Genomic DNA, 26955 nt, shown 5'->3' with positions numbered 1-26955 from the left:
TCCCTTAGTGTTTCTGAGCGGCGCCGCCAGTATCTGAGGCGTTCATTTGCAGATATTTGAGCAGGGTGCGTTCTTCACGTTTATCCAGGCTGGTGAAGCCGATCATGCCGTTGAGGGTCCCGATCCAGCCGTTGGCGTCGAAGTGCGACTTATCCGGTGCGCCATGGCATTGGTTACAGGTGCCGTTGTACAGCGCGTCGGCATAGGCCCAGATCGGCTTGATGTTATTGACCAGGTCGCCCTTCTGTACCCAGGCGGTGGTCTGTAGCTTGCTCCACTCCACGCCGGTGGCGGCGACGGTGGTTTTCTCCAGCGTCTTGGCGTGTTGTTGTACCTGGTCGCGGATGGAGGAGACGAAGATGCGCTTGCCCGGCAGTAGCGACAGAACACGTTGGCGGCCGTTGGTTTCGGTCCAACCCTCGATCTGCACCTGGAGCCAATCGCCGTCACGCTTCAGTACGGTGACTTCGGAGGCGGGCAGCAGAGAGCCGGCCGGCTCTTTGTCGCCTTTGGCGGCATAGATCGGCTTCATATCCAGGGTGTACAGGGTGTTGCCTTCATCGCTGGCATTCTGGCGCAGCTCGGCGAACTGTTTACGGAAGCCACTGCTCATATCCGGCAGCTGGTGGGCGATGCCCTTGTGGCAATCGATGCAGGACTGGTTATCCTTGGCGGCGATGGCCATCTGCTTGGCGGCTTCCGGGTGCTGTTTGGCGTGATCCATCGCGTCATAGTTATGACAGGAGCGGCAGGTCGCCGAGTTGTTCTCTTTCATGCGCTTCCATTCGCGCTCCGCCAGCTCGGCCCGCTTGGCCTCAAACTTCTCCGGCGTATCGATCGAATGGGCGATAAAGGTTTGGTAGATATCGTTGCTGGCTTCTAGCTTACGCTTCACCATCCCGGGGATGTCGGGGGGAATGTGGCAATCGTGGCATTCGGCCCGTACGCCGGAGGCGTTCTTGAAGTGGACTGACTGCTTATATTCCTGATAGACCGGCTGCATGCTATGGCAGCTGACGCAGAATTCGGTCGTGCTGGTCATCTTGATGCCGACGTGCGGCAGGATGATCAACGCCAGGCCGATGACGATGCCCAGTACCAGCAACGCCAGTACCGACCAGCGCGTACTGGGGCGGTTCAGCCTGTTCCAAAGTTTTTTCATCGCAATATCCTGTCATGATGAGGAAGAGAGGGTCATGCGCGATCTTATTGATTAAATATGAACAGGGTCACTGGTCAGCATGAACGCGATACGTCAGAATATGAACAGATATGAACAGAAGACGATGAGCCGTGGCGATGACACACCACATTGTGATTGTTGAAGATGAACCGGTGACCCAGGCGCGTTTGCGCGATTACTTCGTCCAGGAGGGGTATCAGGTTTCGGTGACCGCCAGTGGCGCGGGGTTACGCGAGTTGATGCTGCTGCAGCCAGTGGATGTGATCCTGCTGGATATTAACCTGCCCGATGAGAATGGCCTGATGCTGACACGCGCGCTGCGCGAACGCTCGACGGTGGGCATCATCCTGGTGACTGGGCGTTGTGATCAGATCGATCGTATTGTCGGCCTGGAGATGGGGGCGGACGATTACGTCACTAAGCCGCTGGAATTGCGTGAGTTGGTGGTGCGGGTGAAGAACCTACTGTGGCGTATCGATCTGGCGCGCCAGGCGCAACCGGCGGCGGATAATTGCTACCTGTTTGCCGACTATTGCCTGAATGTATCGCGTCATACGCTGGAGCGCGATGGCGAGCCGATCCGCCTGACGCGCGCGGAGTACGAGATGCTGCTGGCTTTCGTCACCAATCCCGGCACGATCTTAAGCCGCGAGCGCCTGCTGCGCACTCTCTCGTCGCATCGCGTCGACAATCCCGATCTCCGCACGGTGGATGTGTTGATCCGCCGACTGCGCGCCAAACTCAGCCCCGAACTATTCGTGACACAGCATGGTGAGGGTTACTTTCTCGCGGCTGAGGTGAGCTAGCGCGTCGCCATCAACTGACCGGCTGGGGTGAGGGCTGGTATAGATAGACCGGTCGGAAGCCTAGCGGCGAGAGGGAGCGGCGCACGAGCTGACGACTGACGTTATGTTGGGTGAGCAGAAGAATCGGTGGGCTGATGTTATCTGGCACCGTTTGCCCTCGTAAGACACGCAGCGCCTGTTCGACGGCCAGCTCACCTTGCCATACCATCTGGTCGCTGGCGGCGGCCAGGATACGGCCCCGCTTCAAGCCGCGATAGACCTGGTGTGACAGATAGAACGAGACGATGGTCAGTGGGGTCGCGCGATTGCGCCCCTCTCCCATCGCCACTTCGGCGGCGATGGCGGTGCCGGCGACCACATTGATGTCGGGGTGGCGCGCTAGCATATCTTGCAGCAGGTTGCGTTGTACCTCGATATCATTGTCACCGTAGGCGACATCCACAATCTCCAGTCGGCTGCCCGCGAGGGCGGCACGAAAACCGGTGCTCATTTCACGGCTACCACCGGCATCGCGGGGGCCGGGCATCAGCAGCACTTTCAGTGGGCGTTGCCCCAGTTGCTGCACGAGGTAGCGTCCCGGTTGATAGCCCATCTGGAACCAGGGTACGCCGACTCGGGTACGAATGGCGGGATCGTGCAGGGCGTTGACCACCTCGATCAGCGGTGTGCCTCCCGCGAGGGCGGCCAAATCGGGGAATCGGTCGACGCTGCTGCCCAGTAGGATGGCATCGGCTCCCCATTCACGGCATAACGCGATCTGCTCACGCTGCGCCGCGAGCTGGCGGTAGCCGCTGGCTTCGAACACCTTCAGGGTGATGCCGAGCCGTGCCGCCGCACGCGCCATGCCGTCGTTGATCGATAACCAATAGGCATCCTTCAGGCTCGGGTAGAGCGCGCAGAGTTTGCGTGCTGTCGGCGCAGGCGTGGCGGGTAGCGCCGATAGTCGGGTCGTATCGGCCTGACGCTCGTTGCGCCAGTGGCGTAGGGTGTCCTCTGCCTGCGCGTTGGCGAGGGGCAGGCAGAGTAGTGCGAGGATCAGGGATCGCCGTAGGGACATAATGGCCTCATGCTGGGTAAGCCTTTATGCTAGAGCCATCTCGGTGATGAACTCAATGTTTTTACGATGTGGAAGCGCGATGGGCAATCCTTCTCTTACCCGCCGGCTATGGCTGGCCTTTGCGTTAATGGCGGCGCTGACGCTGGGCAGCGGGCTGGTCGGCTGGTTCAGCCTGCGTTATGTCGGCCAGGTCGAACGGGCGAACACCCAGGCGCTGTTACCGACCATGAACATGGCGCGCCAACTGAGCGAGGCTGGTGCCTATGAACTGTTCTCCGCGCAGAATCTAGGTAATGCGGATAGCGAGAGTGAGTGGTTGGCGCAAGGGCGGATGCTCACGGCGCAGAGCCTGAAGATTAGCGGGCTGTTGGATCAGTTGCGCGCGCAGGGATTCGACACCAGTGCCATCGCTCAGCAGGAGATGGCGATCACGCAGTCGTTGGGCGAGCAGGGGGAGTTAGTTGGGCAGCGTCTGCAATTACGGGCGCGTCAGCGTCAGCTCAGTGCTCAGATCGCCGCCGCCGCCGGGCAGATCGCCGACTTGGCCAAGGGGCAGGCGAGTAACGCCGCCACGGCGGCGGGAGCGACCCAGGCCGGTATTTACGACTTGATCGAGCAGCATCGCCAAGCGGCGGCGGAGCGAGCACTGGACCGGTTGATCGACATCGATCTGGAATATCTTAACCAGATGAGCGAGTTACGCCTGAGCGCGCTGCGGGTGCAGCAGATGATTATGGTGCTAGAGGGGGAGAGTGGCCGCTTGGCCTTGACGGCGCAGGAGGATCGTCTGGCGCAGGCGCTGCGGATTTTGCAACGCCGCCAGCAGCGCGTCGAGGATCCGCGTATTCGGGCACAGATCGCGCAGGCGTTGACCCAGGTTGCGGATTATCCCACCTTGGTTGGGTTATATCGTCAAGAGAATGATATCCAGGCCCGACTCCAGGCCTTGTCGCAGAACAATCTGGATCTGTTTACTCATTTCAGTGCGGAGATTGGCCGCCAGGTGAGTGACATCGAACAGCGCAACGCCGACGCGTTGGCCCAACTCCAACAGGCTCGTCGTCTGGGGTTGACCTGGTTGACGTTGCTGGGGGGGGCGGCGTTGTTGACGCTGTGCCTGATTCTGTGGCGTGTCGTCTATCGGTCGGTCTCGCGCCCATTGGCGCGCCAGACGGCGGCCTTGCAGCGTCTGTTAGACGGAGACGTCGACTCCCCTTTCCCCAATCGTACCGGTGTGCGTGAGCTGGATACCATCGGGCGCTTGATGGAGGCGTTTCGTACCAGTGTGCAGGCGTTACGTCATCAGCGTCAGCATCTGGCCGATCAGGTTCAGAGGCGAACCGCCGAGTTGCAGGCGCTGGTGGTTGAGCACCGCCAGGCACGAGCTGCCGCGGAGAAGGCCGATAATGCCAAGTCGGCGTTTCTGGCGGCGATGAGCCATGAGATCCGCACGCCGCTGCATGGCATTCTCGGCACTGCCCAATTGCTGGCCGGGCAGCCTCTCTCCCCGCGCTGCCGGGATTATGTACAGGCGATCAATGACTCGGGTGAGTCGCTGTTGGCGGTGTTGAACGATGTCCTGGATTATTCGGCGATCGAGGCGGGTAGTCACAGTGTGGCGTTGAATGATGAGCCTTTTGCACCACGCCAGTTGCTGGATAGTGTGCTGCGCTTAGCGGAAGGACGGCTACAACAGCGGCCATTACGCCTGGAACATGACTACGCTGCTGCGTTACCGGCATGGTTGCAGGGTGATCCACGCCGTATTCGCCAGATCGTCATGAACCTACTGAATAATGCTCTGCGTTTTACTGAGCGAGGGGTGATCGTACTGCAGAGTGGCTGTGACCAGACACAGTGGTGGATCGCGGTACAGGATAGCGGCTGTGGCATCGATCCGGCACAGCAGGCGGCCATCTTCCAACCCTTTGTTCAACTGAGCGCCCGGCGTGGTGGTACCGGCCTGGGTCTGGCGATCTGCCGTGGTTTGGCTCAGGCGATGGCGGGCAGCTTGACGGTGAGTAGTCTCCCCGGTGAGGGGAGTCGCTTCTGTCTCACTTTACCTCTGCGTCAAGCGAGCCACCCGCCGCAGAGCGATGAGGCGCGTTCGTGGTCGTTGAGTGGGCGACGCATATTACTGATCGAGGATAATCCGCTGAGTCAACGCATTAGTGCCGAGATGTTACAGAGCGTCGATATTCAGGTCGAAGTTGCCGCCAGCGCGGGCGAGGCATTGGCGATCTTGGCACAAGATGCCCGCTTCGATGCGGCGTTGGTGGACTTCGATCTACCCGATAGTGATGGTCCGACCCTGGCGCAACAGATGGTGGCTCTCTATCCTCAGTTAAAGCGCATCGGGTTTAGTGCTCATGTGTTGGATGAGGCCCAGCGGCGGCGGATCCTGCCGCTGTTCTGTGGCCTGATCCAGAAACCGGTGCCATGCGCCGAGTTATGTCGTCTGTTGGCGCACTACTTAGCGGGGGATGATACGGCGGCGCCGGATGACGCGATGCGTGAGTCTGACCAGTCCGGTGCGCCGGAGCTGGACCTGGCGCAGTTGGATCAGGATCTGGCGACGTTTGGCCGAGCGCGTCTAGGCGAGTGGCAGCGGCTGTTTCGTGAACACTCGCTACCTTTGCTGGCGCAGATTATCGCTGCGCGTGAGCGCGAGGATGAGGCGCTCGTCGCCCGTCTGGCCCATCGTCTGAAGGGGAGTTGCGCCAGCCTGGGAATGTGTCGCGCCGCCGAGGCCTGTCTGGCGCTGGAGCGGGATCCATTGACGGCGGCGCGGCCCGATCCGGCGGTATATCACGGTTTAGCCGTGTTGGAGGCATGGTTAAGCGAAATATCAGAGCTAGATGGCAGTAATTCGACATAATCAGGCATATTCTTAACGCCCAATAGTATTGAATCAGACATCATTACTGCCTATCACGGAGTGGCGTCGTCAAGGAATGACGGTGAGCGATAGGTAGATAACAGGAAAGGGAGCCGTGATGTTACAGGCAAAAGTGTGGGACGTCGCCTCGACGACGAGACGGCCTCGACTCAAGTTAGGATGGGTAATTTTTTCCTTACTCCTACTCGGCGGTACGGCATTGGCCGCTATGCTGCTATTGATCGGGCAGGCGCTGTAGCGGCGCAGGAACGTTAGGCCGGCGGAGACGTCGGCCTATTTCGTCTGGGGGGATCGCCTCGTTATCGGCGATACGCTCGATCACGGCATCGTCGCGTGGCGATCGTTGACACGGCATTTAATCCGCGTGGTACAGCGATGCCATGGCTTGGTGCATCTTCTCGGCCAACGGGGAGGCAACGTACTCTCCGGTGATCACCTCGATATAGGCTGCGCTATCACAGTGTTCGGCATGGCGGATCGCCTCATCCAACGCCTCACAGGTCGAAACCCGTGCGCAGAACCATCCTTGGCACCCCAGTGCCGGGGGCAGCTGGGCGTACTGCCACTGTGCCAGATCGTTGTAACTGGCCTCACCATCCTGGCATAGCAAGCGCTCGATCAGATAGCCGTCGTTGTTCAAGATGAAGATGAGTGGCTTCAAGCCGTGGCGGGCGAACTGGCTGATCTCTTGTACCGTCAACTGATGCGAACCTTCGCCGCTGATCAGAATAGTGCGCTGCGTCGGTGCGGCGATGGCGGTGCCGAGGGCCGCCGGCGTCGCCCAACCGATGGCACCCCATAGCGTCTGGTTATGGAAGCTCGCCCCACGTGGGAGCAGCGCAAAGCTAAGCCCCATGGAGACGGTTCCCGTCTCCGCTACCAGGATGTCATCGGGGCGGAGCATTTGTTGCCAGCGGGCATAGAGATAGGGCGCAGTAATCGCGCCGCTGGCGTTGACGGGCGCCAGTGGCTGGGGGCGCGGTGCGTTGGCTGGGCGGGGCAATGGACTGATCTGTTGGGCGACGGCATTGAGTACATCTTTCAGCAGGACCTGGCTGTACTCGGTTGTCCCGATGCGTACCGACTCCGGTAAGAGCGTGATGCAATGCGATGGATCGAGGCGAGCGGTGAAGCCCCCGGTGTTGAAGTCGGACAGCAAGGTGCCCATCAGTAAGACACAGTCGCAACGCTCTACAAAGTCGCGTACTTCAGGGTTGAGTAAGTGGCCGTTATACATGCCAATATAGTTGGGATGTGACTCATCCAGCACGCTCTTGTCCATGACCATCGTCGCGAAGCAGAGATCCGCTGCCTCGATCAGCGCCTGAGCCTCTTGGCGTACCTGATGGCGGGTGAGGTAGATCCCGGGTAATGCGCAAGCCTGCTGACTTTGCTGGAGGCGCTCGACGATCTGGGCACTCACCTCGGCCAGTGTCTGAGGGTCGCTACGGAGCGGCGTGCTAGGCGTGGCGGTGGCGCTAAACGGCATAACGGCATAGTCGCTAGGGATCCCGATGTAGACGGGTTTGCGGTAGCGGAGTGCCGCGTCGATCAGGCGCTGCATCTCTGCGACGCAGTTCTCCGGCGTCAGGATGGTGTGGGCACAGACGACTGCCGCGCTGGCTTGTGCGAAATGGGTAAAGTTTCCGTCGCCGAGCGTATGGTGTACTAATTTACCGGCGGCCTGTACCCCGCTGGCTGGCATACCGACCAAGTGAAACAGGGGGAGTGATTCGGCGTAGGCCCCCGCGATGCCATTGAGGGCGCTGAGCTCCCCCACGCCAAAGGTTGTACTCAGAGCTGCCAGACCATGGAGGCGGGCATAGCCATCCGCCGCATAGGCGGCGTTCAATTCGTTGCAGTTACCGATCCAACGCAGGCGGGGATCGGCACAGACGGCATCCTCAATCGGGAAGGCATAGTCGCCGGGGACGCCAAAAATATCTCGAATGCCTAAGTCGTATAACCGGGAGAGCACATATTCAATAACGCTTGTCATGATCCTGTCCTGTAGCGGATAAACTCTATAGTGAGTGTAGTCATAGTATTTGGCGAGCTACGGCGTAATCGCAATCGCTATACCGCCTATGGACGCGTTCTGTTACGTTATGCGTCGTAGCATTTACAACAGCAAAATAATCTACAAATAGAGTCTGGCTATCTTCGTCAGGATATTACCGGCAGGGGAGCGAACGGACCGCGTGTGTTTATTACGGTCACTCTCTCCTTTATCTATTTTCTAGTCGATTCAGGCTATTTCACATAATACCTCGGTCGCCCCCATCAATTTCGTGCATCGTTGGTCGGTGAATACGCTATGTAACGCCGGCGCTGGATAGGTATCGGGCTGAGGCTGGATCACGAGAACGGGGGGAGAAGTTGACGATAATTGATCCCATCAATCTACACGCGATGACGATGCATAAGAGTGGGACGGCACGCTGAAATGATAAGCGGCATGGGGCTTATCGAGCAGAGAAGAGAAAGAGTAGCTTAACGTATAAAAGCAAAAGCCCCGCCATAAGGCAGGGTTTTCTGAATAAGTGGTGCCCGGACTCGGAATCGAACCAAGGACACGGGGATTTTCAATCCCCTGCTCTACCGACTGAGCTATCCGGGCAACGAGGCGCATTAAACCGTATTGCGTCCGGCGCGTCAACGATTTTATCGACCATGCGGTTCGGGTGGAGAGAAAAGCACCAGCGGCGCGTCCTGAGCATGGCCGGAGCGGGTTGATGGCGGTGACGGGATGGTGTTAGGTACTGAGATTAGGACATGTGTGCCGTCGCGCGGTTATTAACCTTGGGCAGGATGATGTGCGCCATGCCGGAGGCTAGAGATGGCTGAGAATGGTATCTCGTTAAATCTAGAAATAAATAACCAATTTAAAAATAATGGGTTAGCAGTCAATGTAATGAAGATTAAATTTCACCGCGACCTTGTCAGCCCAACAAAACGGAGAGTGTGGCGTTTTTTTGCCGTTTAGCGCTGCCGTTGGCAGTGGAATTGACATGATCCCTCTGGGGCCTATAACTAAATGGGTCAGCGGGAGGAAAGCGTTGGACATCCTCCGCTGTAACGAACGATTTAACCAGTATGGGATAAACGGGCCAAGATTATGAAACGTATTTTGACAGCAACAGCACTTTCTCTGGCGATGTTTTCAACCTTTACCTGGGCGGCCGATGCCGCACCCGCCGCACCGGCGAGCGCTACCTCGGCGGCAGCAGGTCTGTCCGCCCAGCAGGTGCAGGATGTGGCGAAAGTGGCACAACAGGGCTTCACGGCGATGCGTGACATGCAGTATGCACGTGTGGCGTTGTTCCGTGGTTACCCGGATGTGGCGACCAAGCTGACCAATCAAGCTGCGGGTCTATTGGCCGATGACAGCACCGATTGGAAATCCTTTATTAAGAGTGATAAGAAGGCGCCGTTAGCCGGTGATAATTATGTGATTATCAATGCCTCCATCGCGTTGTCTGAAGACTTCGTGGCGACACCGGAGAAACAGAAAGCGATCGCGAAGGCTAACGAGAAGCTGAGTAAGGGGGATCGTAAAGGGGCGTTGGAAGCGCTACGTCTAGCCGGGGTCGGCATTACCGAGACCCAGTATCTGATGCCGTTGAAACAGACTCGTCAGGCCGTTACTCATGCACAAGCGCTGCTGAAGGCGGGTAAATACTATGAGGCTAACTTGGCGCTGAAGGGTGCCGAAGAGGGGATTGTGACCGATAGCGTTACGCTGGTGAACGCTAACTGATCCTCATCGTACCTCAATCGCGTGTTGTGTAGGCCACCTCCCCTGGGAGGTGGCTTTTTTATGCGTCGTTAACCGAGCGCATCGTGCCGGCGGCAGTGGGCGATGTGTAGGATGTCCTGCGCTAGCTGGCGGGCGATGTCGATATCCTGTCGTTGGCGGCTGAGCAGCAGTCGGCTCAGGCAACCCTCCTGCACCAATTCGATTTGTTGGGCGACCAAGGTGGCATCGTCGATATCATTCTCCCGTAATAGCTGCAGGGTAAAGTCGAACGAGGCCTGTTTTTGCCAGGTGGCCAGTTGATGGATAGGATGATCACGGTGTGGATAATGGATACAGGCGGCGATAAATAGGCAGCCAGGGAAACGGCCCTGTTCGGCATGCTCCGCCAGCACGGGATAACGTGCCAGGATCTTGTCATCATTGCTAAGCTGTTCATCCAAGGCGATCTGTCGCCGCCAGGCATCGATCTGCTGGCCGTGAAAACGCAGGCAGTCGTACAGCAGCGCCTCATCATCGGGCCAGTAACGCCGGGCCTGCTCTCGGGAGAGCGTCGCCTGATCGATTAGATTCGCTAACTTGGCGTCTGCCAGCCCCCGCTGCTCCAAGCGGTGTAGCACCTGCGTCAAGATCATTTCCCGTTGCATCATCACCTCCATTATTGCGCCGCGTCCGAGTCTGACTGTGCGTGCGGCAATTGCTGCAAGTGGCTGAGGAAGCGTGCGGCGTCCATAAAGCCGGTCACGCGAGCCTGATCCAGCGGTTGTCCATCGGCGGCAAAAAATAGGATCGAGGGCAGCCCTAACACATTGAGCTGTTGTAACAGCGCATTGTGCTGCGCCGTGTTAGCGGTCACATTCGCCTGCAATAATAGGGTACCGGCGAGTTGCTTACGTACCGCATCATCGCTGAAAGTGTACTTTTCGAACTCTTTACACGCGCTACACCAGTCAGCATAGAAGTCCAGCATTACCGGTTGTCCCTTCGCCTTGGCGTGAGCCAGGGCGGTCGCCAGCTGTTCCGGGCTATCGATGGCTTGAAACGTCAAGGCTGGCGAGGCCGCGTCCACATTCTGTTGCGGGGTGGCGAAGGCCCACTCTTGTAAGGGCCGGGCTGCGATCAGGGCGGCGCCAAGCAGGAGGATTTGTCCTAGGCGAGTCCCTCGTCGCTGACTGTGTAACGTCAGGGTGAAGCCCCACAGCAAGAAGGCGACGCCGAGCAAGCTCCATAGCCGAACTCCCCAGGCATCGCCCAACACGCGCTCCAGCAGGAAGACGGGCAAGGCCAAGATGACGAAGCCAAATCCCTCTTTGACATGTTGCATCCATGGTCCGCTACGCGGCAGTAGACGGTTGCCAAACAGGGTAAGCGCGATGAGCGGGATCCCCATGCCCAAGGCATACAGATAGAGTGTGCCTCCGCCGACCCAGAGGTTACCGCTCTGAGCGATGTACAGCAGGATCGCGCTGAGCGGTGCGGTGGTGCAGGGAGAGCAGATTAGCCCAGCTAAGGCGCCCATGACGAAGACACCGAACAGCGAGCCGGCGCGTTGGCGGTTACTCCAGAGCGTCAGGCGTGTCTGTATGGCCGAAGGCAGTTGCAGGGTGAAAGCACCGAACATCGAGAGGGCCAGCACAATGAACAGGAGTGACAAGCCAACCAGTACATAGGGGTGCTGGAAGGCGGCTTGGAACTGGAGCCCCGCCGCCGCGACGATCATCCCGAGTAGGGTATAGGTGATGGCCATACCCTGCACATACACCAGTGCCAGCAGGGCGGTGTGTCCCCAACTGTGACGCTGTTTCTGCCCGAGGATCAGCGCCGAGATTAGCGGGTACATCGGTAACACACAGGGGGTGAAGGCGATGCCGATGCCGATTAGCAGTGCCCACAGCGCCGGGAAAGGTAATGTCGGTACTCTCGGGGTCGCCGCCGCCTCCTGACCCGTGGTGGCGGCTGCCGTATCCGACGCCGCGGAGGCGTGAGTGGCGTTTATCGCGCTGAGTGGGATGCGCCGTGTCTCTGGTGGGTAACAGAAGCCAGCGGCGGCGCACCCTTGGTAAGTGACGCTGATCTCGGCACCGGATGTGGCGCTCAGCAGCGGCACGGTGAGATCGAGGCGATCGCGGAAGATGGCGGTCTCCCCCTGAAACTCGTCGTGATGCGGGGTACCGGCGGGTAATTGCCAGGCACCCAGTTGGGCCTGATGGGGCGTAATGTGGATCTGTTGACGGTAGAGGTAATAGCCGGGCTGAATCTGCCAATGCAGGATCAGGCGCGCGCCCTGTTGTTGAAAATCAAAGGCGAAGGCTTGATCCACCGGAACAAAGCGTGGTTGCCCGCCAAATAGAGATGCTTGGGCAGGCAGTAGGGTCGTGATAAACAGCGCGATCAGCGCAAGGATGCGTTGAGCCATAATAGATAGTCTTGGTCTCCCGCCAATACCGGGATGACCAGCAGCTCCGGCGTTTGGTAGGGGTGATGGTGTTTCAGAAAGGCGAGCAAGGCTTGCTGGTGACGCCGTTCGCTCTTGATGATCATCTGTACCTCGTACTCCTGTTCGAGCTTTCCCTCCCAGTGGTACATCGAGGTGGCGCCGGGCAGGATAGTGACACAGGCAGCTAACTTCTCCCCAAGGAGATTAGCGGCTAACTCCTGAGCGCAGGCTTCATCCGGCGCGGTGCTGAGTAGCACGATAGCATCGCTATGCTCAGCGGGAACCACCGCCGAGGCGGTAAGGGGAGTTACGGTCTGGGACATAACGAACCTCGTGGCATTGCCGGTGTTGATGACGATTTCGACACTATACCGTGAGGGGGGCGGGCTTGTCAGGGGCTAAAATGACAACGGGGCGCAGCGCGCCCCGTTAACGTGATGTAGCGAGTAATTACAGCATCACGCTGCCCAGCAGGAAGCCGAAGCAGACTGACAGGGCAACACCCAGGGTGCCCGGGATAAAGAACGGGTGGTTGAAGACCAGTTTACCGATGCGAGTGGTACCGGTGTCATCCATCTGCACGGCAGCGACCAGAGTCGGGTAGGTCGGCAGGATGAACAGGCCGGATACGGCGGCGAAAGAGGCAACGGCGGTCAGCGGAGAGACGTTCAGTGCCAGAGCCATCGGCATCAACGCCTTGGCGGTAGCAGCCTGAGAGTACAGCAGCGCGGAGGCAAAGAAGAAGATCACCGCCAGCAACCACGGGTGGTTCTGGATAACGGTACCAGCAGTCTCTTTGATCCAATCGATGTTGGCGGAAACGAAGGTATCGCCCAGCCAAGCCACACCCAGGATACAGATACAGGCGCTCATACCGGCCTTGAAGGTGCTGGAGTTCAGTACGTTATCGGTATCGACGCGGCAGATGATGGTGGTCAGGGTTGCCACGCTCAGCATGATGATCAGGATGGCGTTGGTGGTGTTCATCAGCGGTTTTTCCACCAGACCCAGGCTTGGGCTGTTGACGATGGCATAAATCACCACGGCGATAACACCCAGCAGGAACATCCAGACAGAAGCCTGAGCCCCTTTCTTGATCTCAACCTGCTTGTCGCCACGCAGCGTGATCAGACCTTCTTCCAGACGCTTGCGGTAGATCGGGTCGTTAGACAGTTTGGAGTCGAAGCACCAAGAGATGATCAGGGACATCACCAGCACGGCCAGGAAGGTGGACGGCAGAACGACCATCAGCAGATGCAGGTAGCTAACGCCATGCCCTTCCATTACGGAAGACATATACACCACGGCGGCGGAGATCGGTGAAGCGGTAATGGCGATCTGAGCGGATACCACAGCGGTAGACAGCGGGCGGCACGGTTTGATGCCTTGCTCTTTGGCCACTTCGGCGATAACCGGCAGGGCAGACAGAGAGATGTTACCAGTACCGGCGAAGATGGTCAGCAGGTAGGTAACGATCGGCGCCAGGATGGTGATGTGTTTCGGGTTCTTACGCAGAACTTTTTCGGTCTGATGGACCAGGTAGTCCATACCACCGGCCACTTGCATGGCGGAGATGGCGGCGATAACGGCCATGATGATGGAAATAACGTCGAACGGAATTTTACCCGGGGCAACGCCGATGGCGGCGAGTACTAATACCCCGAGACCGCCGGCGAAGCCGATCCCGATCCCGCCCAGTCTGGCCCCCAAGAAAATCGCCAGCAGAACAATCACCAGTTCTAGGACTAGCATAGTGTTTCTCCTTAAAGTGTAATGATAATAATTCTTATTTTTTCTCTACAATAACAATAAAAAGGCACGACTGACCAGGGGACCAGACGTGCCTACAATAAGCGATGCGTTAATTATTTTTCGCTTTCGTCGGTGTAGCGCTTAGCTTTGTATGCCGGGTGCATCAGGTTCTCAACAGAGAAGATGTCGTCCAGCTGCGCTTCGGTCAGCAGGCCGCGTTCCAGCACGACTTCGCGTACGCTCTTACCGGTTTCGGCACAGATCTTACCAACGATGTCGCCGTTGTGGTGACCGATGAACGGGTTCAGGTAGGTAACGATACCGATAGAGTTGAAGACGAATTTTTCGCAAGTTTCTTTGTTGGCAGTGATGCCGTCGATGCATTTCTCACGCAGGTTGTAGCAACCGTTGGTCAGCAGAGAGATGGATTCGAACATCGCCTGGCCGATAACCGGCTCCATAACGTTCAGCTGCAGCTGACCGGCTTCAGCGGCCATGGTAACACAGGTATCGTTACCGATGACTTTGAAGCACAGCTGGTTAACGACTTCCGGCACAACCGGGTTAACTTTAGCCGGCATGATGGAAGAGCCAGCCTGCAGTTCCGGCAGGTTGATTTCGTTCAGGCCAGCGCGCGGACCAGAGGAGAGCAGACGCAGGTCGTTACAGATCTTAGACAGTTTGACCGCGGTACGCTTCAGCGCGCCGTGAACCATGACGTAAGAACCACAGTCAGAGGTGGCTTCGATCAGGTCTTCGGCCGGTACACATGCCAGACCGCTCACTTCAGCCAGTTTCTGTACAGCCAGTTTCTGGTAGCCTTCCGGGGTGTTCAGACCGGTACCGATCGCGGTAGCGCCCAGGTTGATTTCCAGCAGCAGCTCAGCGGTACGATGCAGGTTTTTCACTTCTTCGTTCAGCAGTACGCTGAATGCGTGGAATTCCTGGCCCAGGGTCATCGGCACAGCGTCTTGCAGCTGAGTACGGCCCATTTTCAGGATGTTTTTGAACTCTTCAGCCTTACGGTCAACACCTTCGCGCAGGTTAGTGATCGCATCGATCAGCTTCATGATGGAAGCGTAAACGGCGATACGGAAACCGGTCGGGTAAGCGTCGTTGGTGGACTGGCACTTGTTCAGATGGTCGTTCGGGTTCAGGTACTGGTATTCACCTTTCTTGTGACCCATCAGCTCCAGGCCGATGTTAGCCAGTACTTCGTTGGTGTTCATGTTGACAGAGGTACCGGCGCCGCCCTGGAAAACGTCTACCGGGAACTGATCCATGCACTTGCCATTATTCAGGACTTCATCGCAGGCCAGGATGATGGTGTCAGCAATTTTACGCGGAATGGTTTGCAGTTCACGGTTAGCCATGGCCGCCGCTTTTTTAACCATTACCATGCCACGAACAAATTCAGGAATATCGCTGATTTTGTTGTTGCTGATATAGAAGTTTTCCATCGCACGCAGGGTGTGGACGCCATAATAAGCGTCAGCAGGAACTTCACGGGTGCCTAATAGATCTTCTTCAATACGGATGTTATTTGACATGAGAACCTTCTTTCATTGATGCCGAATAGTAAATTAGCTAATAAATTAATTTTCTTTAAGGAACAACAGAGAGAATTCACCGTTCTCTCTTTTATGGACACGATCATATGCTGCCGGGAGGGAAAAGTATGAACCTAGATCACTATATGGTGTATCTTATCCCTTTGATTATCATATCTGTGATAATACTCACAGTTAATGTAAATAACCCGCACGAGGTAGGGGTTATCTGGTGATGAAAATAACATCATACAAATTATATTGACGCTTTTTTTGACGCCAATATAATTTTATTTTTAAAGTAGTCGTTTTTTATTTACATTCGTGTAGATAGTGAAACAGTCGTTTAATTAGGAGACATCCTTTGTGCTGGTTGCCTTTCATCCTGATATTTTTATATGTCTATATAGAAATATCGATCTTCATCAAAGTCGCGGCTGTTTTAGGGGTCGCGTTGACGCTTTTGTTGGTGATCCTGACTTCATGTCTCGGTGCCTCGTTGGTGCGAAATCAAGGTATGAAAACCCTGATACAGATCCAGCAGAAGCTGGCGCAGGGTGAGAGTCCTGCCGCCGAGATGATCAAGAGTGTGTCGCTGGTGATGGCGGGCCTGCTATTGATCGTCCCTGGGTTCTTTACCGACTTCCTCGGTCTACTGTTGATGTTGCCACCAGTGCAGAAGCATCTGGCATTGAAACTGCTTCCTTATTTCCGCTTCTACCGTGGTGGTGGCCCGGGCGAGGGGGGCGGCGGTTTTGGTGGCGGTGGTGGGGGGCAGACCTTCGACGGTGAGTTCGAGCGCAAGGATGACGATCATCGCCATCTGGATCATAAGTAACCCGCGGCAGGCATACTCGTTAGCTTCTCGCTCTTCTCTTTTTCTATGGCCTGTCGTCGAGGCAGGCCACTATCACGTCCCGGTTGCATCTTTGACCTTTGCAGGTTAAAAAAAAGCGAATTTTTTTGTCGTGGCCCCCTTGAAGGTGGAAAACGGCGCCCCAATCTAGCAAGACATGAGTCCGGAACACGGTGTAAATACCCGTGCCCGGCTTTCAACCCTAAAACGATATGGACTTTCTCAAAGGAGAGCTATCAATGAAAATTCGTCCATTGCACGACCGTGTGATCGTCAAGCGTAAAGAAGTCGAATCTAAGTCAGCTGGCGGTATTGTCCTGACCGGTTCCGCAGCGGGCAAATCCACGCGCGGTGAAGTGATCGCCGTGGGCCATGGTCGCATTCTCGAGAATGGCGATGTGAAGCCACTGGACGTGAAGGTCGGTGATACCGTGATTTTCAACGATGGTTATGGCGTGAAGGCCGAGAAGATCGACAATGAAGAAGTGTTGATCATGTCCGAAAGTGACATTCTGGCCATCGTCGAGGCGTAATCGCCGCATTGGCAAGCGCTCGCAATATCCAATTTGAACGAATTTAAGGGACAAAGATAATGGCAGCTAAAGACGTAAAATTTGGTAACGACGCCCGCGTAAAAATGCTGCGTGGCGTAAACGTACTGGCAGACGCAGTGAAGGTCACCCTGGGGCCGAAAGGTCGTAACGTGGTTCTGGACAAGTCCTTCGGCTCTCCGACCATCACCAAAGACGGCGTATCCGTTGCGCGTGAGATCGAGCTGGAAGACAAGTTCGAGAACATGGGTGCCCAGATGGTGAAAGAAGTTGCCTCCAAGGCTAACGACGCCGCCGGTGACGGCACCACCACCGCAACCGTATTGGCACAAGCCATCGTTAACGAAGGTCTGAAGGCTGTTGCCGCCGGTATGAACCCGATGGATCTGAAGCGCGGTATCGACAAAGCGGTTACCGCTGCCGTTGAAGAGCTGAAAGCGCTGTCTGTACCGTGCTCCGACTCTAAAGCTATCGCTCAGGTTGGCACCATCTCCGCTAACGCCGATGATACCGTTGGCCAGCTGATCGCTGAAGCGATGGAAAAAGTTGGTAAAGAAGGCGTTATCACCGTTGAAGAAGGCACCGGTCTGCAAGACGAGCTGGATGTGGTTGAAGGTATGCAGTTCGATCGCGGCTACCTCTCTCCGTACTTCATCAACAAGCCGGAAACTGGCGCCGTAGAACTGGAAAGCCCGTTCATCCTGCTGGCTGATAAGAAGATCTCCAACATCCGCGAAATGCTGCCAGTGCTGGAAGCCGTCGCGAAAGCCGGTAAGCCGCTGCTGATCATCGCCGAAGACGTAGAAGGCGAAGCGCTGGCGACCCTGGTGGTCAACAACATGCGTGGTATCGTGAAAGTGGCTGCGGTGAAAGCACCGGGCTTCGGCGATCGTCGTAAGGCGATGCTGCAGGATATCGCTACCCTGACCGCCGGTACCGTGATCTCTGAAGAGATCGGTATGGAGCTGGAAAAAGCGACCCTGGAAGATCTGGGTCAGGCTAAACGTATCGTGATCAACAAAGACACCACCACCATCATCGATGGCGTGGGCGAAGAGGCTGCTATCCAGGGCCGTGTCGCTCAGATCCGTCAGCAGATCGAAGAAGCAACCTCTGATTACGATCGTGAAAAACTGCAGGAGCGTGTGGCTAAACTGGCTGGCGGTGTTGCCGTCATCAAGGTTGGCGCAGCAACTGAAGTTGAAATGAAAGAGAAGAAAGCCCGCGTAGAAGATGCCCTGCACGCAACCCGTGCTGCGGTGGAAGAAGGCGTGGTAGCTGGCGGCGGTGTTGCCCTGGTACGTGTAGCCGCTAAACTGGTTGATCTGAAAGGCATCAACGAAGAGCAAAACGTCGGTATCAAGGTTGCGCTGCGCGCGATGGAAGCTCCGCTGCGTCAGATCGTGGCTAACGCCGGTGAAGAACCGTCCGTGGTTACCAACAACGTGAAAGCCGGCGAAGGTAACTACGGTTACAACGCGGCGACCGAACAGTATGGCGACATGATCGAGATGGGTATCCTGGATCCGACCAAGGTAACCCGTTCTGCGCTGCAGTACGCTTCTTCCGTTGCGGGTCTGATGATCACCACCGAGTGCATGGTGACCGATCTGCCGAAGGAAGAGAAGGCTGATCTGGGCGCTGCCGGCATGGGTGGCATGGGCGGCATGGGCGGTATGATGTAATCCCCCTAACCGACTCCGTCGACCGAAGACCCCCGCTTTGCGGGGGTTTTTTTCTATCTGGCGTATGATATGACACGAAATTTTGTCATATCATTGTGGCTTAAGCGCGTGGGAATACTCTACTATGCAAAAGCATACCGGGATCCCTAGGGGTGTCTTAAGCCCACCAGCGTAGCCGCGCAACACATTCATTAAGTGTTGGCAATGGATTCTGGTATTATTCGGATAACATTTACACATCAAATGGGGAATAAGATGCGGATTAAAGGGTTACTGGGTCTGGCAGCCGTCATGCTGCTGGCTGGGTGCAGTTCCATGACTCAGCTGTCTTCCGCCGGCCAGCAGGTGAAATTTACTGATACTAAGCCGGGAGCCGAATGCCAACTGCTGGGCGAGGCCACGGGGACGCAGAGTAACTGGTTGTCCGGTCAGGGTGGCGAAACGAGCTCCATGCGTGCCGCCGCTAACGATCTGCGTAACAAAGCCGCCGCGATGGGCGGGAATGTCGTCTACGGCGCCGTTAGCCCGAGCGAAGGTTTTTGGTCCAGCTTCGCACCGCTGGATAGCAAGATGAGCGGTCAAGTTTATAAGTGCCCGAACTGAGTGACCGAGTAGAACGAATGGTTTAAGCCGCAGCCCCGAGGGCTGCGGCTTTTTTTATGGGAGGTATAACGCCCTGCGGGCGGGGGCGTCATGCCATGGCCCCATGGCTGAGAGGCGGCTAGCAGTCGTCGATGATCAGGTAGGCGGCATGGATGGGTCCATGTACGCCGACCACCTTAATCAGCTCGATATCGGCGGTGGAGCTAGGGCCACCGATTAGGTTGATACACGACGGCATGCGCTCTCCGCGTAGCGCCTGTTGGTGTAACTGGCTAGCCAGCTGCGCGACGCGTGGCAGGATGGTGCTCTGACGTAGAACGAAGATCGAGGATTCCGGTAGCAGGCTAAGGGCGCGTCCACGTTGGGCGGAGGAGAACAGCACGACACCACCCGACTCGGCCAGGCCGTATTCGGCGAAGACGACGCCGACTTTGGCCTGCTCCGCCAGATGGAGATTCGCCTCCCCGTTGCTCGGGTCCCAGAGCGTCGCGGGGCACTCGCGCACCAGCAGCTCGCTGATCCCCAACTGAGCCAGGCGCTCATCGCCGCTGACGATAGTCGGCGAGCGGCCATAACGTTCACAGAGGCGTAGCGCAGCCTGAGGGGCCTCGGCTACGCTACAACGCTCACAGTGCGCCAGCATGACGTTGCTGGCGACATCGATAAAGGCATCACAGCGCTGCTGCAGGCTCAACTCTGTCAGGCGAGTCTGGGCATAGTCGTTGATCGGTTGTGGGCGTGCTAGCGGGGTATGGCGCACCTCACGTCCGAGCTGGCTAGCGATGTTTGCCAGGAATGCATCGCGGGTATTCATCATTTCTTCTCCTGCGCCTGGTGCTGTTTAAACCAACTGCGGAAGCTCTCACCATCGGCTTGCGGTAGATCGCGCGCCTCGGTCCATTCGGCCAGCGCGCCGACGTTGATCGGCGCCTTTCCGCCCTTGATAAACCAGCGGGCGGCATGTGCGCCGGCGATCATCCCCACTTTCCAGATGGCGGGATGACTATTGGCATAAGTGAACAACCGGGTCGCGCGTTGCTCGGCGCGTGGGGGGAGTCCCGCCTCTACCATCGTGCGGCGGTGGCGTAGGATCAGTTGAGAGAGCGGGATCTTCACCGGGCAGACACTGTCGCAGGCGGTGCATAGCGAGCAGGCGTAGGGTAAATCCTTAAAGGCGGCATAGCCGCCGAGCAACGGCGAGATCACCGCCCCGATCGGGCCGGGGTAGATCGATCCGTAGCCGTGCCCACCGATGTGACGATAGGCCGGGCAGGTGTTCATGCAGGCGCCGCAGCGGATGCAGCGTAGTACCGAGCGGAAGGGAGAGGCGAGTACCGCCGAACGGCCATTGTCGACGATCACCAGATGAAACTCTTGCGGGCCGTCGAGCTCATCGGCCAGGCGCGGCCCAGTCAACCAGGTATTATAACCGGTCAACCGGGCACCGACCGCGCTGCGTGCCAGCAGGGTGATCAACACATCCACCTCTTCGAAGGTGGGGGCGATGCGCTCCATCCCCATCACGGCGATATGGGTAGGGGGCAAGGTGGTACACATCCTGGCATTCCCCTCGTTGGTTACCAGGCAGACCGATCCCGTTTCGGCGACGGCGAAGTTGCAGCCGGTGACGCCGATCTCGGCGCTGAGGAAATCTTGGCGGATCTTCTGGCGGATGAACAGTGTCATGGCCTCCGGGGTCTCCGGCCCGTCGTAACCCAGCGTCTCATGCAATACTCGCCGGATTTGATTACGATCCTTGTGGATCGCGGGTACCACCACATGAGAGGGCGGATCCTGATCGAGCTGGAGAATATACTCACCGAGATCGGTTTCCACGACCTGAATACCCGCCTCTTGTAGGACATGGTTCATGCCGATCTCTTCGGTGACCATCGACTTGGCCTTGACCACTTTCTTGGCGTTTTTGGCTTGAGCGACCTGCAGGATGTAGCGTGTGGCCTCCTCTTTCGTCTTGGCGAAGTAGACGTGACCGCCGTTGGCCTCGATTTTCTCCGACAGCTGATACAGGTAGGCATCGAGATTATCCAGGACATGGTCACGGATCTGTTCGGCGCGGTCACGCCACGCTTCCCAGTGGCCGAGTTCATCCACCATCTTCTGCCGGTTGGCACCAATGCGCTCCTGGGCATTAGCCACGGCTTTGCGCATCACGCTATCGTCCAATTGGACTCGGATGCGCTCCTTAAACTTCATTTCGCTGGTTTGTAGCGACATAGCATCCTCCTTAACGGCACATCAAGACTTCGGCGATATGCATCACTTTGACCGGCACCCCTTCACGCTGCATGCGGCCGCCAATATTGATCAGGCAACTGATGTCCGCGCCGATCAGGTAGTCCGGCTGGACCTCCATCATATGGCCGACCTTTTCCTTCACCATTTCGCCGGAGATTTCGGCCATCTTCACGGAGAAGGTGCCGCCAAAGCCACAGCAGGTCTCGGCATCGGCAAAGGGTTGTAGCTCCAATCCTTGTACATGATTGAGCAGGATCAGCGGCTCATCGCGTACCTTCATCTTGCGTAGCAGGCTACAGGAGGGGTGATAGACCGCCCGCCCAGGCAGGCGCGCGCCCACATCTTTAACGCCCAATGTATTGACGATAAAAGAGGTCAGATCCACCATCCGATTGGCGACCCGTTCGGCCCGCAGCGCCCAGTCGGGCTCGGCACTCAGGTAGGTGGGATAGCTCTTGACGGCATAGGTGCACGAACCCGCCGGCGAGATGATCGGATCGTCATTTTCCTCCAGCGCGCGGATCAGGTTTTTCATTCCGGGAATGGCGTCGGCGACATAACCGCCGTTGATGGCAGGTTGCCCACAACATCCCTGTTTTTCGGGGAAATGCACCGTACAACCCAGCTGCTCCAGCAGTAGTACCGAGTCGCGCGCCATGCGCGACTTGAGGACATCGCCTAGACAGGTGACAAAGAAGTTAACGTTCACGACGAAGGCTCTCCATTGTGTAATAGTAAAACATTTAAATTCAATCAATTAAGCCATGAAAAGGTAGTAAACCAGACCGACCTTCAACCCGAGGATCACGATATAGGCGCAGCAATATTTCAGGGTGCCAGACATGATGGCGCTGCCTTGCCCCTCCATTCGGGTGGCCGAGACGGCGATGGCGATGCTCTGCGGCGAGATCATCTTGCCGCCCGTTGCACCGGAGGTGTTGGCCGCCGCCAGCCATAACGGATCGACGTGTAGCCGCTCAGCCGCCATGGTTTGCAGTTTGCCGAACAGCACGTTGGAATTGGTGTCGCTACCGGTGACGAAGGTCCCCAGGGCACCGATGATCGGGGCGATGAACAGGTAGCCGCCGCCGGTGACGTCAACCAGGGTCTGCGCCAAGGTGGCGATCAGGCCGCTGACGTCCATGACGGTCGCCATGGCGACGATGGCGCAGATGGCGATGATCGAGTTCTTCAGTTGCCGTACGGTGGCGGCGAAGACACGGATCATCTGGCTGAAGGTCGCCCCTTGAATGAGACCACCGATCAGGGTTGCGATAATGATCAGTACGCCAGGGGTCGCGATCCAGTCGATCTTCAGGCGCAATGCATGGCCATCGGCGAGCGGGAAGGTGATTACGCTAGCGACCTGGGCGACGGTTGCGCGCAGGGTTGGGAACAACGGTGAACAGAGCAGAATGAAGATAAAGATCAGGATATAGATGGCGCAGGCACGCAGTAGTTGTGCGGCGGAGTAACGGCGACTCCCTGACAGATGAGCGCCGTCGATGCGGTACTCGTCGGCAGTTGCTGTGCGCCGGGCTTTCGCCATCAGGGTAACGACGATCAGGCTGACCAGGCTACCGGCGAAGGCGGGAAGTTCGGCGCCCAGTTTGATGGCCACCAGATACTGTGGGATCAAGGTCGCGATACCGCACATCAGCGTCAGGCCGACCATGCCACGCAGCGCTTTGACTCCACCGCCGATGATGGCGACGATGACGAAGGGCAGCAGGATATTAAATAACGCCAACTGGGCGATGATGGTACCGCTGAGGGCGGTGACGGGCAGATTGACTTGCTCGGCCAGGATCGACACGGGGATTCCGACGGCGCCGAAAGCGGTGGGAACAGTGTTGGCGACCAGGGAGGCGATGGCGGCCTTGAGTGGGTTAAAACCCAGAGCGATCAGGATACCGATAGGAATAGCGACGGCGGTGCCATAGCCCGCAGCAGCCTCGAGGAAACCGCCGAAGCACCACGCGATCAGTAACACTTGAATGCGTTTATCGTCGCTGACGGTGGCGAGTACATCGCGTAGGACATCCATACTGCCGGTCTTCAGCATCAGGTTATAGCTGTAGATGGCGCCGAGGATCACGATGATGATCGGCCACAATCCCTTTAATGCTCCATAGATCAATGCCGAGCCGAGCGTTTGTAATGGCGTATGCCAATACAGCCCGGTGACCGCTAGCGTCAGCGCCAAGGTGAGTAACACGGCGTAATGAATGGGGGTTTTGACTTTGAGGATCAGGATAATCATGACGACGAGCGGCAAGATCCCCAGTAGGAATGGTAGGTAAGCAGGCATAAATTTCCCTATCTAACTCAAGTTACTATTATTGGTATGATGATTTACTGCAATGTGGTTATAACGTAAATGACTGGTTAATGCACGTAGCTGGATCGCTTCAATTTAAATAGAAGTTAAAATTTATAGTGAGATTGGCAACTTAATGGATTGAGTTTAGTGTTTGTTGAGGTTTGGCGGATCAAGGCGAGAAGAGGCGGACAAGTAGCCCGCACAGGGTGGGGCGGGCTACATCATAGAGTAACGCGTCGGTGCGTTATGCTGGAGGCGATAACGAAGCGTTAGCGTTGACGCAGGTGCAGATCAAGTTGGGTTTTACTCGGTTCACCGCCGATCTCGCGCGTCAGGCGTGGAACTAGATAGCCAGATACCCGGGCCAAGAGTCCATGCATCAGAACACGTGCTTCGTCGTCCGGCACCATAAAGTGGGCTCCGCCCTGAACTCTATCCAGTACGTGCAGGTAGTAGGGGAGAATACCGGCGTCGAACAGCGCATTGCTCAGCGCGGCCAGGGTATCGGCATTATCATTGACACCACGCAACAGCACGCTCTGATTCAACAAGGTCACCCCGGCCTGTTTTAGCCGTTGCATGGCGGCGCTGAGCGCCTCATCGATCTCATTAGCGTGATTGATGTGGGTGACCAGTAGCATCTGCAGACGGGACTCGGCCATACGTTGGCATAGTGTCTCGGTGACACGCGCCGGGATCACCACCGGTAGGCGACTATGGATGCGTAGGCGCTTAAGGTGTGGCAACGACTCCAGTTGGCTGAATAGCCAGTCGAGCTCGTGATCTTTCGCCATCAGTGGGTCACCGCCGGAAAAGATGATCTCATCTAACTCTGGGTGTTCGCGGAGGTACTCGAGCGCACGCTGCCAGTTGGCGCGGGTCCCCTGATTCTCTTGGTAGGGGAAGTGGCGGCGGAAGCAGTAGCGACAGTTGACGGCGCAGCCCCCTTTGACCAGCAACAGCGCGCGGTTCTGGTATTTATGCAGCAGGCCGGGTACTACGCTATGCTGCTCTTCTAGGGGATCGGTGGAGAAGCCGGGCGTTTCGATAAACTCGGCGGCATCACTCATCACCTGGCGCAATAGGGGGGCCTGGGGATCGCCGGGGCGCATCCGACGAATGAAGGCACGTGGTACCCGCAAAGGAAACAGGCGGCGTGCCTCACAGCCCGCACGCCATTCGGGATGGTCGGCGAGGCTCAGTTGAGCCAGTAAGTCGGCGGGGTCGGTGACAACGTCGGCAAGTTGTTGCAGCCAATCTTCTCTCGGCTGCCCTTTTTGGGTTACAATATGTGCCATTTTTTTGGCTAAGCTACCAAGTAAATTATTCAGAGGGCCTTTATGGCAACGTATTCTAGCAACGATTTCCGCTCCGGTCTTAAAATCATGATGGATGGCGAACCTTACGCCGTCGAATCCAGTGAGTTCGTCAAACCGGGTAAGGGCCAGGCCTTTGCACGCGTTAAGCTGCGCCGTCTGCTGACTGGCAAGCTGATTGAGAAGACCTTCAAGTCCACCGATAGCGCCGAAGGCGCCGACGTGATGGATGTGAACCTGACTTACCTGTACAACGACGGTGAGTTCTGGCACTTCATGAACAACGATACCTTCGAACAGCTGGCTGCTGACGCCAAAGCCGTTGGCGACAATGCCAAGTGGTTGCTGGATCAGGCTGAGTGCGTAGTGACCCTGTGGAACGGCCAGCCGATCGCCGTTACTCCGCCGAACTTCGTTGAACTGGAGATCGTGGATACCGATCCGGGCCTGAAGGGTGATACCGCCGGTACTGGCGGTAAGCCGGCCACCCTGACCACTGGCGCAGTAGTGAAGGTGCCGTTGTTCGTTCAGATCGGTGAAGTGATCAAGGTTGACACCCGCTCCGGCGAATACGTCTCCCGCGTGAAGTAAGTCATCGTCACGATAAAAACCGCGCTAAGCGCGGTTTTTTTTCGCCGGTCACCTGCTGGTGCTTGGTTTTATCTTGTGCGCGAGGTAGGGTGACAAGGCTCACGGGGCCGCTACGGCTCCTCCTGTCACGGGACGTCCCGTGCAGGCCATTCCTCTCAGGGACGCCCCTGTCACGCGTTGGACCCTATCATGTCGTGGATTGTGTTGTTGATCGCAGGCCTCTTAGAGGTCGTCTGGGCTATCAGTCTGAAGTCTTCCCATGGATTTACCCGTCTGTGGCCCAGCCTCATTACTTTGGTGGCGATGGTAGCCAGCGTACTGCTATTGGCACATGCGATGAAAACCTTACCCGCCGGTACCGCCTATGCAGTCTGGACCGGCATCGGCGCCGTTGGCGCGGCGATAATGGGCATCATCCTACTGGGTGAGCCGGCTAGCCTGTTGCGTCTGTTGAGCTTGGCCCTGATCGTCGCGGGTATCGTGGGCCTGAAGCTGAGTAGCCTCTGATCGCAAGCCATAAAAAAAGCCTCCCGTAGGAGGCTTTTACTGTGCGAGGGCGGATTACAGGGTAAAGATCCCGATCAGCGCCACAACGCTCAGAATAGCGGCCAAGCCATAGAATACCCAGCTACCGGCCGGGACGTGGATCTTCAGGTCATGCATCATATGATGCAGACGGTGCAGACCACACCACAGCGGCAGGATGATCATCAGCAGCCAGAAGATACGGCCGATGATGCTCTGGCTGAAGCTCAGTGCGCGTTCGAAGGTCAGCGCATCCGGGAACATGCCCAGCGGCAACAGGATACCGACGATCAGGATCACGGCCGGGGCAAAGATGGCACCCCACATGCCGCCAGCGCCAAACAGGCCCCAGAAAACCGGCTCGTCAGAACGTTTGTACACTTTATTGTTCATCTGCTTTCTCCTCGGTTACAGCAGGGCCAGGCCCAGAACCACCACGGTTGCGACGATGGTGACAGCCCACAGCGCCTTAATGATCGGTGCCGGACCCATCTTCTCATCGTTGACCACGATGTTGGCCGCTTTCGGCGCCAGCTCAAACCAGGTCTTGGTATGCAGCACGGCCAGCAGCAGGGAGATGATATTCAGGACCAGTACCAGCGGGTTTTGCAGGAAAGCGACAAAGCTTTCCCAGCCAGCGGCCCCGTCTTTCAGCGAGAAGACGCCATAGATCAGCACGATGCTGAACCAGACGTTCTCCAACGCTGAACTCTCGCGCAGCATGTAGAACTTATAGAAACCTAGCTTTTGCCACCAGTTAGATGACATACCCCGCACATAGGGTTTGCGTTTGGTTGAAGTCGTCATT

Annotated in this window: 24 protein-coding genes and 1 tRNA gene; 9 read left to right on the top strand and 16 right to left on the bottom strand. The window is 57.2% G+C overall.

Annotated features, from left to right (window positions below):
• Positions 1-4: 4 nt before the first annotated feature.
• Entirely contained in the window at positions 5-1162 is a 1158-nt protein-coding gene (torC, locus tag DCL27_RS15050; protein ID WP_005296045.1) for a pentaheme c-type cytochrome TorC, read from the bottom strand.
• A 137-nt stretch (positions 1163-1299) separates the two neighbouring features.
• On the opposite strand from torC, the gene torR reads away from it, so the two are divergent.
• Entirely contained in the window at positions 1300-1989 is a 690-nt protein-coding gene (gene torR, locus DCL27_RS15045; RefSeq protein WP_035598736.1) for a two-component system response regulator TorR, read from the top strand.
• Between the two features lie 10 nt (positions 1990-1999).
• Here torR and torT read toward each other — a convergent pair whose 3' ends face one another.
• Positions 2000-3046: a TMAO reductase system periplasmic protein TorT gene (torT, locus tag DCL27_RS15040; protein WP_035598731.1), complete on the bottom strand. Its 1047-nt coding sequence runs from the start codon at positions 3044-3046 to the stop codon at positions 2000-2002.
• A 79-nt stretch (positions 3047-3125) separates the two neighbouring features.
• Here torT and torS point away from each other — a divergent pair, with 79 nt between their 5' ends.
• Complete coding sequence (gene torS / locus DCL27_RS15035; protein WP_035598728.1) at positions 3126-5924, top strand: TMAO reductase system sensor histidine kinase/response regulator TorS; 2799 nt, start codon at positions 3126-3128, stop codon at positions 5922-5924.
• A 376-nt stretch (positions 5925-6300) separates the two neighbouring features.
• On the opposite strand, the gene DCL27_RS15030 is transcribed toward torS, so the two are convergent.
• Positions 6301-7944, bottom strand: a complete 1644-nt coding sequence (locus tag DCL27_RS15030; protein WP_035598725.1) for an alpha-keto acid decarboxylase family protein — start codon at positions 7942-7944, stop codon at positions 6301-6303.
• 545 nt (positions 7945-8489) lie between these two features.
• Positions 8490-8565: transfer RNA gene (locus DCL27_RS15025), tRNA-Phe, on the bottom strand.
• A 498-nt stretch (positions 8566-9063) separates the two neighbouring features.
• Here DCL27_RS15025 and DCL27_RS15020 point away from each other — a divergent pair.
• Positions 9064-9705 carry a YfdX family protein gene (locus tag DCL27_RS15020; RefSeq protein ID WP_035600106.1) on the top strand — a complete coding sequence of 214 codons (642 nt, stop codon included), beginning with the start codon at positions 9064-9066 and terminating at the stop codon, positions 9703-9705.
• Positions 9706-9773: 68 nt separating this feature from the next.
• On the opposite strand, the gene dicD is transcribed toward DCL27_RS15020, so the two are convergent.
• From dicD to aspA, 5 genes are all read right to left on the bottom strand, one after another.
• On the bottom strand, positions 9774-10349 hold the full coding sequence (gene dicD / locus DCL27_RS15015; protein WP_035600112.1) for a division control transcriptional repressor DicD: 576 nt from the start codon (positions 10347-10349) through the stop codon (positions 9774-9776).
• A gap of 11 nt (positions 10350-10360) precedes the next feature.
• The gene (locus DCL27_RS15010; protein WP_035600104.1) at positions 10361-12118 is read right to left on the bottom strand and encodes a protein-disulfide reductase DsbD; all 1758 of its coding nucleotides are present in this window, start codon (positions 12116-12118) and stop codon (positions 10361-10363) included.
• Complete coding sequence (gene cutA / locus DCL27_RS15005; RefSeq protein ID WP_005281083.1) at positions 12094-12462, bottom strand: divalent cation tolerance protein CutA; 369 nt, start codon at positions 12460-12462, stop codon at positions 12094-12096. Before cutA ends, DCL27_RS15010 begins: the two co-directional genes overlap by 25 nt.
• Positions 12463-12589: 127 nt before the next feature.
• A complete protein-coding gene (locus DCL27_RS15000) occupies positions 12590-13891 on the bottom strand; it encodes an anaerobic C4-dicarboxylate transporter (protein WP_005281085.1) in 1302 nt (433 codons plus the stop codon).
• Between the two features lie 113 nt (positions 13892-14004).
• The gene (aspA, locus tag DCL27_RS14995; RefSeq protein WP_005281088.1) at positions 14005-15441 is read right to left on the bottom strand and encodes an aspartate ammonia-lyase; all 1437 of its coding nucleotides are present in this window, start codon (positions 15439-15441) and stop codon (positions 14005-14007) included.
• A gap of 364 nt (positions 15442-15805) precedes the next feature.
• On the opposite strand from aspA, the gene DCL27_RS14990 reads away from it, so the two are divergent.
• The 4 genes from DCL27_RS14990 to DCL27_RS14975 all read left to right on the top strand — a co-directional run bounded on the left by DCL27_RS14990 (position 15806) and on the right by DCL27_RS14975 (position 19136).
• Positions 15806-16279 carry an FxsA family protein gene (locus DCL27_RS14990; protein ID WP_035600102.1) on the top strand — a complete coding sequence of 158 codons (474 nt, stop codon included), beginning with the start codon at positions 15806-15808 and terminating at the stop codon, positions 16277-16279.
• Positions 16280-16536: 257 nt separating this feature from the next.
• Positions 16537-16830 (top strand): co-chaperone GroES, encoded by a 294-nt coding sequence (locus DCL27_RS14985; RefSeq protein ID WP_005296032.1) that lies wholly within the window; start codon positions 16537-16539, stop codon positions 16828-16830.
• Positions 16831-16889: 59 nt separating this feature from the next.
• Positions 16890-18533 (top strand): chaperonin GroEL, encoded by a 1644-nt coding sequence (gene groL, locus DCL27_RS14980; RefSeq protein WP_035600100.1) that lies wholly within the window; start codon positions 16890-16892, stop codon positions 18531-18533.
• Between the two features lie 255 nt (positions 18534-18788).
• Positions 18789-19136, top strand: a complete 348-nt coding sequence (locus DCL27_RS14975) for a DUF4156 domain-containing protein (protein ID WP_005296029.1) — start codon at positions 18789-18791, stop codon at positions 19134-19136.
• 118 nt (positions 19137-19254) lie between these two features.
• On the opposite strand, the gene DCL27_RS14970 is transcribed toward DCL27_RS14975, so the two are convergent.
• The 5 genes from DCL27_RS14970 to epmB all read right to left on the bottom strand — a co-directional run bounded on the left by DCL27_RS14970 (position 19255) and on the right by epmB (position 25013).
• Positions 19255-19950 carry a LutC/YkgG family protein gene (locus DCL27_RS14970; RefSeq protein WP_035600109.1) on the bottom strand — a complete coding sequence of 232 codons (696 nt, stop codon included), beginning with the start codon at positions 19948-19950 and terminating at the stop codon, positions 19255-19257.
• Entirely contained in the window at positions 19950-21371 is a 1422-nt protein-coding gene (locus DCL27_RS14965; protein ID WP_005281107.1) for a LutB/LldF family L-lactate oxidation iron-sulfur protein, read from the bottom strand. The genes DCL27_RS14970 and DCL27_RS14965 overlap by 1 nt, the downstream gene beginning before the upstream one ends.
• Positions 21372-21381: 10 nt before the next feature.
• On the bottom strand, positions 21382-22101 hold the full coding sequence (locus DCL27_RS14960; RefSeq protein ID WP_005296026.1) for a (Fe-S)-binding protein: 720 nt from the start codon (positions 22099-22101) through the stop codon (positions 21382-21384).
• 48 nt (positions 22102-22149) lie between these two features.
• A complete protein-coding gene (locus tag DCL27_RS14955) occupies positions 22150-23703 on the bottom strand; it encodes an L-lactate permease (RefSeq protein ID WP_035600098.1) in 1554 nt (517 codons plus the stop codon).
• A gap of 281 nt (positions 23704-23984) precedes the next feature.
• Complete coding sequence (gene epmB / locus DCL27_RS14950; RefSeq protein ID WP_228594441.1) at positions 23985-25013, bottom strand: EF-P beta-lysylation protein EpmB; 1029 nt, start codon at positions 25011-25013, stop codon at positions 23985-23987.
• A gap of 42 nt (positions 25014-25055) precedes the next feature.
• On the opposite strand from epmB, the gene efp reads away from it, so the two are divergent.
• The gene (gene efp, locus DCL27_RS14945; protein ID WP_005281117.1) at positions 25056-25622 is read left to right on the top strand and encodes an elongation factor P; all 567 of its coding nucleotides are present in this window, start codon (positions 25056-25058) and stop codon (positions 25620-25622) included.
• 189 nt (positions 25623-25811) lie between these two features.
• Positions 25812-26129 (top strand): quaternary ammonium compound efflux SMR transporter SugE, encoded by a 318-nt coding sequence (gene sugE, locus DCL27_RS14940; RefSeq protein ID WP_035599398.1) that lies wholly within the window; start codon positions 25812-25814, stop codon positions 26127-26129.
• A 54-nt stretch (positions 26130-26183) separates the two neighbouring features.
• On the opposite strand, the gene frdD is transcribed toward sugE, so the two are convergent.
• Together frdD and frdC are read right to left on the bottom strand one after the other, a co-directional pair.
• Positions 26184-26540, bottom strand: a complete 357-nt coding sequence (gene frdD / locus DCL27_RS14935; RefSeq protein ID WP_005281123.1) for a fumarate reductase subunit FrdD — start codon at positions 26538-26540, stop codon at positions 26184-26186.
• A 15-nt stretch (positions 26541-26555) separates the two neighbouring features.
• Entirely contained in the window at positions 26556-26954 is a 399-nt protein-coding gene (gene frdC / locus DCL27_RS14930; RefSeq protein WP_005296021.1) for a fumarate reductase subunit FrdC, read from the bottom strand.
• Position 26955 lies beyond the last annotated feature (1 nt).

Origin of the sequence: Edwardsiella tarda ATCC 15947 = NBRC 105688, assembly GCF_003113495.2 — a bacterium.
Classification (GTDB): Bacteria; Pseudomonadota; Gammaproteobacteria; order Enterobacterales; family Enterobacteriaceae; genus Edwardsiella; species Edwardsiella tarda.
This window is presented reverse-complemented; position numbering and strand designations above follow the sequence as displayed.

What these genes read in the sequence shown, in the direction of transcription:
- torC (WP_005296045.1), bottom strand. Translation starts at nt 1,162, where the DNA reads ATGAAAAAACTTTGGAACAGGCTGAACCGCCCCAGTACGCGCTGGTCG.
- torR (WP_035598736.1), top strand. Translation starts at nt 1,300, where the DNA reads ATGACACACCACATTGTGATTGTTGAAGATGAACCGGTGACCCAGGCG.
- torT (WP_035598731.1), bottom strand. Translation starts at nt 3,046, where the DNA reads ATGTCCCTACGGCGATCCCTGATCCTCGCACTACTCTGCCTGCCCCTC.
- torS (WP_035598728.1), top strand. Translation starts at nt 3,126, where the DNA reads ATGGGCAATCCTTCTCTTACCCGCCGGCTATGGCTGGCCTTTGCGTTA.
- DCL27_RS15030 (WP_035598725.1), bottom strand. Translation starts at nt 7,944, where the DNA reads ATGACAAGCGTTATTGAATATGTGCTCTCCCGGTTATACGACTTAGGC.
- DCL27_RS15020 (WP_035600106.1), top strand. Translation starts at nt 9,064, where the DNA reads ATGAAACGTATTTTGACAGCAACAGCACTTTCTCTGGCGATGTTTTCA.
- dicD (WP_035600112.1), bottom strand. Translation starts at nt 10,349, where the DNA reads ATGCAACGGGAAATGATCTTGACGCAGGTGCTACACCGCTTGGAGCAG.
- DCL27_RS15010 (WP_035600104.1), bottom strand. Translation starts at nt 12,118, where the DNA reads ATGGCTCAACGCATCCTTGCGCTGATCGCGCTGTTTATCACGACCCTA.
- cutA (WP_005281083.1), bottom strand. Translation starts at nt 12,462, where the DNA reads ATGTCCCAGACCGTAACTCCCCTTACCGCCTCGGCGGTGGTTCCCGCT.
- DCL27_RS15000 (WP_005281085.1), bottom strand. Translation starts at nt 13,891, where the DNA reads ATGCTAGTCCTAGAACTGGTGATTGTTCTGCTGGCGATTTTCTTGGGG.
- aspA (WP_005281088.1), bottom strand. Translation starts at nt 15,441, where the DNA reads ATGTCAAATAACATCCGTATTGAAGAAGATCTATTAGGCACCCGTGAA.
- DCL27_RS14985 (WP_005296032.1), top strand. Translation starts at nt 16,537, where the DNA reads ATGAAAATTCGTCCATTGCACGACCGTGTGATCGTCAAGCGTAAAGAA.
- groL (WP_035600100.1), top strand. Translation starts at nt 16,890, where the DNA reads ATGGCAGCTAAAGACGTAAAATTTGGTAACGACGCCCGCGTAAAAATG.
- DCL27_RS14975 (WP_005296029.1), top strand. Translation starts at nt 18,789, where the DNA reads ATGCGGATTAAAGGGTTACTGGGTCTGGCAGCCGTCATGCTGCTGGCT.
- DCL27_RS14970 (WP_035600109.1), bottom strand. Translation starts at nt 19,950, where the DNA reads ATGAATACCCGCGATGCATTCCTGGCAAACATCGCTAGCCAGCTCGGA.
- DCL27_RS14965 (WP_005281107.1), bottom strand. Translation starts at nt 21,371, where the DNA reads ATGTCGCTACAAACCAGCGAAATGAAGTTTAAGGAGCGCATCCGAGTC.
- DCL27_RS14955 (WP_035600098.1), bottom strand. Translation starts at nt 23,703, where the DNA reads ATGCCTGCTTACCTACCATTCCTACTGGGGATCTTGCCGCTCGTCGTC.
- epmB (WP_228594441.1), bottom strand. Translation starts at nt 25,013, where the DNA reads ATGGCACATATTGTAACCCAAAAAGGGCAGCCGAGAGAAGATTGGCTG.
- efp (WP_005281117.1), top strand. Translation starts at nt 25,056, where the DNA reads ATGGCAACGTATTCTAGCAACGATTTCCGCTCCGGTCTTAAAATCATG.
- sugE (WP_035599398.1), top strand. Translation starts at nt 25,812, where the DNA reads ATGTCGTGGATTGTGTTGTTGATCGCAGGCCTCTTAGAGGTCGTCTGG.
- frdD (WP_005281123.1), bottom strand. Translation starts at nt 26,540, where the DNA reads ATGAACAATAAAGTGTACAAACGTTCTGACGAGCCGGTTTTCTGGGGC.
- frdC (WP_005296021.1), bottom strand. Translation starts at nt 26,954, where the DNA reads ATGACGACTTCAACCAAACGCAAACCCTATGTGCGGGGTATGTCATCT.